The organism is Megasphaera sp. AF13-6AC (assembly GCF_027685385.1).
GTDB lineage: Bacteria > Bacillota > Negativicutes > Veillonellales > Megasphaeraceae > Megasphaera > Megasphaera micronuciformis.
This window is the reverse complement of record NZ_JAQCUN010000094.1, coordinates 1-5,417: the sequence shown is the minus strand read 5'-3', so window position 1 is coordinate 5,417 and position 5,417 is coordinate 1. Positions and strand designations below refer to the sequence as shown.

Annotated in this window: 6 protein-coding genes; all 6 read left to right on the top strand. The window is 45.7% G+C overall.

All coding sequences use genetic code 11. The annotated features are described in order from the left end of the window. A partial coding sequence (gene tilS, locus PGX78_RS06040; protein WP_270445886.1) for a tRNA lysidine(34) synthetase TilS occupies positions 1-425 on the top strand: 425 nt, incomplete at its 5' end. Then, positions 418-957 (top strand): hypoxanthine phosphoribosyltransferase, encoded by a 540-nt coding sequence (hpt, locus tag PGX78_RS06035; protein ID WP_270445885.1) that lies wholly within the window; start codon positions 418-420, stop codon positions 955-957. The genes tilS and hpt, both read left to right, overlap by 8 nt. Positions 958-1,045: 88 nt before the next feature. After that, a complete protein-coding gene (ftsH, locus tag PGX78_RS06030) occupies positions 1,046-3,034 on the top strand; it encodes an ATP-dependent zinc metalloprotease FtsH (RefSeq protein WP_270445884.1) in 1,989 nt (662 codons plus the stop codon). Positions 3,035-3,116: 82 nt separating this feature from the next. Further along, a complete protein-coding gene (locus PGX78_RS06025; protein ID WP_270445883.1) occupies positions 3,117-4,088 on the top strand; it encodes a biotin--[acetyl-CoA-carboxylase] ligase in 972 nt (323 codons plus the stop codon). 86 nt (positions 4,089-4,174) lie between these two features. Continuing rightward, positions 4,175-4,720, top strand: a complete 546-nt coding sequence (locus PGX78_RS06020) for a biotin transporter BioY (protein WP_270445882.1) — start codon at positions 4,175-4,177, stop codon at positions 4,718-4,720. Positions 4,721-4,791: 71 nt separating this feature from the next. After that, a partial coding sequence (locus PGX78_RS06015) for a type III pantothenate kinase (protein ID WP_270445887.1) occupies positions 4,792-5,417 on the top strand: 626 nt, incomplete at its 3' end.

Here is a 5,417-nt window from a genome sequence, read left to right as displayed (position 1 = left end):
GCTTTACCCGGGGTATTGCAAGAAAGGCAACTTTATTTACAACCGATACAGAAGAGGTTTTCATTAAAGGCCCCGGTACGTATGTACGAAACAATCTAATTCTTACAGTAAGACTTGTAAAAGAAAGTGACGACGAACTTAAGGAAAATGAGTTTTTCATTCCCCGCCCGAGTGAGTCGCAACCGCTGATCTGGAGATGTCGTCGCGGCGGTGACGTGGTTTTTATAAGAGAACGGTATCATAAATCATTAAAAAAGTATTTCATTGAAAAAAAGATACCCGTCGATTGCCGCGGAAAGTTGCCGTTATTGTGCAAGGACAACGAGGTATTGTGGATATTCGGTGATGTTGATTGGGCCGCCCCGCTGAGACTGAGAAATGGAGTGGCCGTAGGCGCCGTTACGGAAGGAGATATACATGCATAAGGATTTGGAGAAAGTGTTGTTTACACAAGAAGAACTTGCAGCCCGCGTACGGGAATTGGGAGCACGGATTACGAAAGACTATGAAGGTAAAAGCTTGCTTCTCGTATGTATTTTAAAAGGAGCCGTGACTTTTTTTGCCGACTTGGCTAGAGAAATCAAGCTTCCTGTCGAATACGATTTTATGGTTTGCTCCAGTTATGGCGATTCTACCGATTCGAGCGGATTTGTAAAAATTCGTAAAGATTTGGATACGGATGCCAAGGGCAAGGATATTCTAATTATTGAGGATATTATTGATACGGGGACGACATTAAGTCGACTTAAACCTATATTGGAAGATCGCGGTGCAGCGTCTGTCAAGATTGCTACCATCCTTAACAAGCCGTCACGTCGTCGGGCGGATGTACACGTCGATTATAACGGTTTTGAAATTCCCGATGCTTTTGTAGTCGGTTACGGTCTTGACTATGCGGGCCGGTATCGGAACATCCCTTATGTAGGGATTTTAAAGGAATCGGTTTATAAGGCTTAGATATTGTGACATAGGCATAATTATGGTAATATAAGAATGTCTACAGTTTTACTATACAAAAGAAAAGATAGAAGAAAGGAGCAATATTTTGAGTAAATTTGTTCGAAATGTCGCCTTATATTTACTGGTGATTATCGTAGCAGTTACGGTTGTCGACTCGTTTATTGGCAATAAAACGGATAAGTCCGAAATTACATATACAAATTTTTTGACGCAAGTACAGCAGAAAAAGGTTGATTCAGTACAAATTACAGCGGATCATTCGATTACGGGGCAGCTGAAAGACGGCTCTTCGTTTACTACATACGCACCTACGGATGCGGCATTGATGCCGGCTCTGAAAGATTCGGATGTCAATGTAGTGGCTAAACCGCCCGAACAACCGTCGTGGTGGATGAGCGCTTTGGCATCTATTGTGCCTGTTTTGATTCTTGTTGTCGTGTTTTTCTTCTTCATGCAGCAGACGCAAGGTGGCGGAAGCCGGGTGATGAACTTCGGAAAGAGTCATGCCAAAATGCACGGTGAAGGTAAGGTAAAGGTGTCGTTTAAAGATGTGGCGGGAGCAGATGAAGCTAAAGAAGAGTTATCGGAAATCGTAGAGTTTTTACGTAATCCTGCTAAGTACAATGCTATTGGAGCCAAAATTCCCAAGGGCGTACTTCTTTTCGGCCCTCCCGGCACAGGTAAAACCTTACTGGCCAGAGCGGTTGCAGGAGAAGCGGGCGTACCCTTTTTCAGCATCAGCGGGTCCGATTTTGTGGAAATGTTTGTCGGCGTCGGTGCATCACGTGTACGTGACCTCTTTGCACAGGCGAAAAAGAATGCGCCTTGTATTATCTTTATTGACGAAATCGATGCTGTCGGTCGTCAGCGCGGTGCCGGTCTCGGCGGCGGTCATGATGAACGGGAACAGACGTTGAATCAGTTACTGGTTGAAATGGACGGCTTCGGGGCTAATGAAGGCATTATTACGATTGCGGCAACAAACCGACCGGATATTCTCGATCCGGCCCTGCTTCGTCCCGGCCGTTTTGACCGTCAGATTACGGTGGATCGTCCTGATCTGCGCGGGCGCGTGGCTATACTGAATGTTCATGCCAAGGGTAAGCCCTTGAGCAAGGATGTGGATTTGAAGACCATTGCCAAGAAAACTCCGGGGTTTACCGGTGCCGACTTGAGCAATCTTTTGAATGAAGCGGCCTTGTTGGCGGCTCGTGCGGATAAAAAGATTATCACTATGGCGGAACTTGAAGAAGCCAGTGAAAAGGTGGCCTTCGGTCCCGAACGGCGCAGTCATGTTATCAGCGAAAAGGAAAAGCGGCTTACGGCCGTTCATGAATCGGGCCATGCATTGGTAGCTTATTTGTTGCCCGAAGCGGACCCGGTTCATAAAGTAACCATTATTCCGCGCGGTCGGGCAGGCGGTTATACGATGATGCTTCCCGACGAAGATCGTTCGTATGAGACCAAATCTTACTACTTGGCTCAGATTCGGGTAGCTTTAGGCGGGCGTGCGGCTGAACAGATTGTTTTCAATGAAATCAGTAGCGGCGCTTCCGGAGATTTACAGAATGTAACGCATATTGTTCGTCAAATGATTACTCGTCTCGGCATGAGTCCCAAGCTCGGCCCTATGGTATTCGGTGAACAACAGGACCAGGTATTCCTCGGTAAAAGCCTCGGCCATGAACGTAACTATGGTGAAGGCGTTGCAGAGTTGATTGACAAGGAAATGCATGACCTTGTTACTACGGCTTATGACGATGTTATTCGCATGTTGGAAGAACATCGGGATGCATTGAATCATATGGCGGCAGCTCTTATGGAAGTGGAAACGATTAATCATAAACAGGTTGAAAACCTGATTAAGTACGGGGATTTGGAAAGTCCTGAAGAACGTGCCGAAAAGGAAAAAGCCGAAGCTCAAAAGGCTGAACAAGTAGAAAAAACGGAAACGATTGCTGAAACGGTTGATACCGACAAGGACGAAAAGCATATCAGTCCGTGGGGCAATAACTTGTCAGTGTCTTCTACGGAAGAAGCTACGGCTACGGAAGAAAAGCCGGATAAAGAATAAAAGAGAACACGCCCTGCATACGGTAGGGCGTGTTTTTACAAGAAAAGCCTGAACTATCTGTGTAAAGGAAAGGAGTTTACATATGCGTCAGAGTATACTGTCATATTTGTTGGCCCATCGCGGTGAATTCATTTCGGGACAACGTTTGTCTGAAGAGTTGGGAATAACGAGGACAGCTGTTTGGAAGCATATTTGTATACTCCGTGAAAAAGGGTATACTATTGATTCGTATACGAAAAAGGGCTATTGTCTTACAGAGGTACCCGACCTGCTTGAGCCGGAAGCGGTATCGAAAAAGGTACACACCGCGTATATAGGTAAGAATGTCGTCTATGAAGAACGGACGGCATCGACCAATACGGTAGCTAAGAACTTGGCTCATCGGGGTGCTGTGGAGGGAACCGTTGTTATTTCGGAGGAACAAACCGGCGGTAAAGGCCGGCTGGACCGTTCTTTCTTCTCTCCTTATGCCAAGGGAATCTGGTTTTCCGTTATTTTACGTCCTGATTTCCCGCCTGTGGAAGTATCAAAAATGACACTACTTACAGCCGTAGCCCTGATACGTGTATTCAGATCCTTCGGTCTTGAGAAATGTGTCATAAAATGGCCGAACGATATATTAGTAGACGGTAAAAAACTTGTCGGTATTTTGACAGAACTCAGTGCTACGATGGAAAAGGTTAATTATGTTGTTACGGGTATGGGCATTAATACGTCTTTTACTTGTGACGAGTTGCCGACGGACCTTCAGGACAAAGCGACCAGTTTCCTTGCCGAAGGCGTGACGGTAGGGCGTAACGAATTGTGGCAAGCTGTTATGGAAGAACTGGAACGCTATTATGAAAAGGCCAAGCATGAAGGATTTGCCGGCATTCTCGATGAATGGCGCAGTCTGTCCGTTACGCTGAATCAGGAAGTGGAAATAGTAAAGACACACGGAGTAACTTACGGTAAGGCGGTAGATATAGATGATGACGGCAATTTAATTGTCGTCGGGCCTGACGGTCCCGTACGGATTGTAGCCGGTGACGTTCGGATCCGCTCCAAAAAATAATCGTCAACTACATTGCATAAAAATAAAGTTGACCATAAAACCTCCAACTGATAAGATAAGTATATATATCAGTCAGGAGGTTTTTTATGTCTATTCAAAAAATGACGGGTGTCGCCGTTTTTGCAGCACTCGTCGCCGTGTTTTCACAAATGTCTTTACTTATCGGACCTGTACCTCACACGATGCAGATTTTTGCCGTCACTTTAGCCGGAGTCGTCTTAGGACCGAAGAGAGGAGCCTTGTCTATTGTTGTTTGGGAGTTGTTGGGTGCTTTCGGACTACCGGTTTTTGCCATGGCGCATGGCGGACTTACCTCTTTGTTCGGACCGCTTGTCGGTTTTTTTATCGGCTTTATCATTCATGCATATGTATGCGGGGTAACTAATAATATGCGCATTATACCGGCTATTTTATGTAATATACTATCCCTTGCAGTTGTATATTTTCTCGGCGTTACGGGCTTTTGGGCGGAATATAATTTCCTTTTGGGTAAAGCTATTCCCGTCAGCAAGGCTTTTGCAGCCTGTGCGGCTCCCTTCATCGTCTTTGACATTATTAAACTGGTTTTAGCCGTAACGGCGGGAAGAAGAGCTGTCCGCATCTTGAAAAAAGCGGGAATCAATTTGGACTAAAGGCTGTTCAAGGGGTCTTAACTTTGTTATCATAAAGAGAAAATACTGATTCATATAGGAGTATGATAACGATGTTATTGGTTATTGATGTGGGCAATACGAATATGGTCCTCGGAGTGTATAAGGACACGGAACTTCTGGATCATTGGCGTATATCGACGGATCGTCAAAGAACGACGGACGAATACGGCGTGCTGATTCGTGAACTTTTTTATTTAAATGATTTGCGAGCTGACGATATTAACGCAATCATTATTTCATCTGTCGTGCCGCCTGTCGTGCCTACGTTGGAAAGAATGTGTCAACGTTATTTCGGCCTTTCGCCGTTGCTTATCGGGCCGGGCGTAAAGACGGGTATGGATATCCGATACGATAATCCGCGTGAGGTCGGAGCCGATCGTATTGTCAATGCCGTGGCTGCTTATGAAAAGTATGGTGGGCCCGTTATTATTGTAGATTTCGGTACGGCTACGACTTTTTGTGCCGTCGATGCTAAAGGGGTGTATTTGGGCGGCTCTATCTGTCCGGGTATCGGCATAGCCACGGAGGCGCTTGTACAAAGAACGGCCAAATTACCGCGTATTGAATTAAAACGCACCGATTCGGTTATTTGCAGAAATACGATTGAAAGTATGCAAGCCGGTGTTTTTTACGGCTTTGTAGGACAGGTAGAAGGCATTGTTGCCCGTATGCGCCG